Raw genomic sequence first — 2,319 nt, forward strand, 5'->3', positions numbered from 1 at the left:
GTGTATCCATGACTTCTTCAAGCACCCGACTGGAGTCGATGCCGAACGATCGAGGAGGTATAGTCGTCTGGCCGTCGTCTAAGCCGAAGTTCCAGAGCCCTGAAAACGCAAGGATTTGATTACACGGCAGTTTGCCAAAAATACAGCTTGGCCTACTGACTACGTTTTCGGAGGCTTACCGTTTTCGGAGGCTTACAGAGATACTTGGAGGAGTTCGAGGGCGCGTCGCTGGAGAGGGGTGGGGACGGTGATGATGTCGAAAGCTGGGGTGCTGGCATCTTTGGGCTGTACGCGGTTGGAGACGATCGTGGCGAGGTCGCCGAGAAGAGTCTGAAAGCTGTGCACGGGCAGATCGTCTGGAGTGCGCCTCGTGAGGGCCTTGGCTTGAGCTGAAGGGGAGCGCTGGGCCGGCGCGACCACCGAGACGCGCAGTTTTTCCGCTGCGATCTTATCCTCGTCGTCAAATAGAAGGGGCGCCAGATTCTTGCGCATATGCCATTCCACGTAATAAGCCAGCATGCAGAGAAAGATATGAGCGCGGACGCGATCGGGTTGGCGATGGTGGATGGGGCGCACGTGCAGATCTACCGTTTTCAAACTGCGAAAGGCGCGCTCCACCCCCGACAAGCTCTTGTAGTTGTGCACCGCTTGCTCGCTGGACAGCGCTTCGGCGGGGACGTTGGTGCGAATGACATAAATACCATCCAACGATTCTTCCTTCTCGATATTGGCTTGTTTGCGCGTATAAGTGAAGCCGTCGTCTTCGATCTGAACTTGAAAGTGCTTTCCCATTTTGTAGCGGTTCAGGACCTTGCCGGCGCGCAGTCCGATGTTTTGCTTGCCGCGTAGCGGACGTTTTTTGCGCCGTGTGGCTGCGGCAATCTTCTCCAACTCCTTTTCGGTGGCGGCCAGAAGTTCGGGGCGCTTGCGGGCGCGTTCCTCGGCCAGCAGGGGATTGTAGCAGGCCACCAGGCGCTCGCCGGGAAAGTCCGGATGGGTGATCTCGGCCAGATCCCGGCTGTCGAATAGGGAGAGCTGCAGAACACCATCAGAGGCCAGTTTCTTGATGGCTGGCGCGCGCAGCGCCGTGATCCAATCGATCCCGGTTGCAGGTTTGAGATCCTCACGCAGGCGCGCGCTGGTGATCATGCCGCGGTCGCCGACTAAAATCACACGTTGTAGTCCGAATCGCTGGCGCAGTTTGGTCACCTGATCGGACACGGTCTTAGGATCGGATGTATTCCCCGCATAGACTTCTACTGCCACGGGACAACCCTCGGCATTGGTCAGCAGGCCGAAAACAACCTGCAACTTACCCTTCTGGTCGTCACGCGAGTGGCCTAGTTTGCCAAGCGGACAGTGACGCCCCTCGAAATAGGTGGAGGTCAAATCATAGAGGACGAGCGATCCCTCGGCCAAGTGCCGTTTGGCCAAATCATCCTCGATGCCAGCCTGCTGAGGCAACAACCAGTCCATGGCCTCATAGAGTTCATCCTCGGTGACAGAGTCGAGATGGAGTGACTCGCCCAGCGTGCTGCTGAGGGTATCGGGATGAAGAGCGCGAGAGGTGGCGAGTTTGGATGCGGGTTCCAGCACGCGAGCCGCGATCATGGCCAAGACGAGATCCCGATTACGGTCGGCATGTTTTTCGAAGAGGCGGTCAAGATGCAACTTGCGCAAAGTGCCGAGGATGACAGCGACGTGGCCGTGAGGGCGGGAGCGGACGATGTCGAAGGCTTCAGGCAGAGGGGCACCGAGGGCGGTGGCGCCCTTTAAGACGGCGCGAAGCGCAGCGACTTTGCCTGGGGGCCAGTGGGAGAGGTTGGCGATGGTGCGGTTGTGGACCTTGCCGTTTTCGCGGAAGCTCTCGCGGAGGAGGATAGCGGGCGGGGAGTTGCGATTAGGGACGACGGCCACGTACATGTAGACAGAATACTAAAAAGGGACCGATAAAACAAGAGAAATTCACTAATTTACATGACTACAAAATCATCATCAAATCTGCGCAACTCATTGTCAGAAAAGGGATCTACATGCGATCAGGGCTGGAACTTCGGTCTAAGATTGCGTGTCGAACGTCCATTCGATGATCTATCGTCTGCCAGCGTCAATACCTTTATTACCTTGAAAACCCGTTACCCTCTTACGCCGACTTCGTCGAGATGGGCCAGCAGGTCGGCCGGGTCCTGATAAACGCGATACGCTCCGGCGCGTTCCAATTCCTCTTCGCCATAGCCGCCGGAGAGCAGGCCGACGCTGAGAGCGCGGGCGCGGCGGGCCGCCAGCAGATCCCAGATGCTGTCGCCGACCACCACGGAG

At 57.8% G+C, this 2,319-nt stretch carries 2 protein-coding genes; both read right to left on the bottom strand.

Annotation, left to right across the window (positions count from 1 at the left end):
• Window positions 1-192: 192 nt before the first annotated feature.
• On the bottom strand, window positions 193-1,923 hold the full coding sequence (locus tag WA354_RS20865; RefSeq protein ID WP_472814952.1) for an IS1634 family transposase: 1,731 nt from the start codon (window positions 1,921-1,923) through the stop codon (window positions 193-195).
• A gap of 212 nt (window positions 1,924-2,135) precedes the next feature.
• On the bottom strand, window positions 2,136-2,319 hold a 184-nt coding region (locus tag WA354_RS20870; protein WP_472814953.1), incomplete at its 5' end, for an HAD hydrolase-like protein.

The sequence above is a fragment of the Occallatibacter sp. genome (assembly GCF_049802275.1).
GTDB lineage: Bacteria > Acidobacteriota > Terriglobia > Terriglobales > Acidobacteriaceae > Telmatobacter.

Excerpts from the sequence above, each read along its gene's own strand:
- WA354_RS20865 (WP_472814952.1), bottom strand. The coding sequence starts at position 1,923 with ATGTACGTGGCCGTCGTCCCTAATCGCAACTCCCCGCCCGCTATCCTC.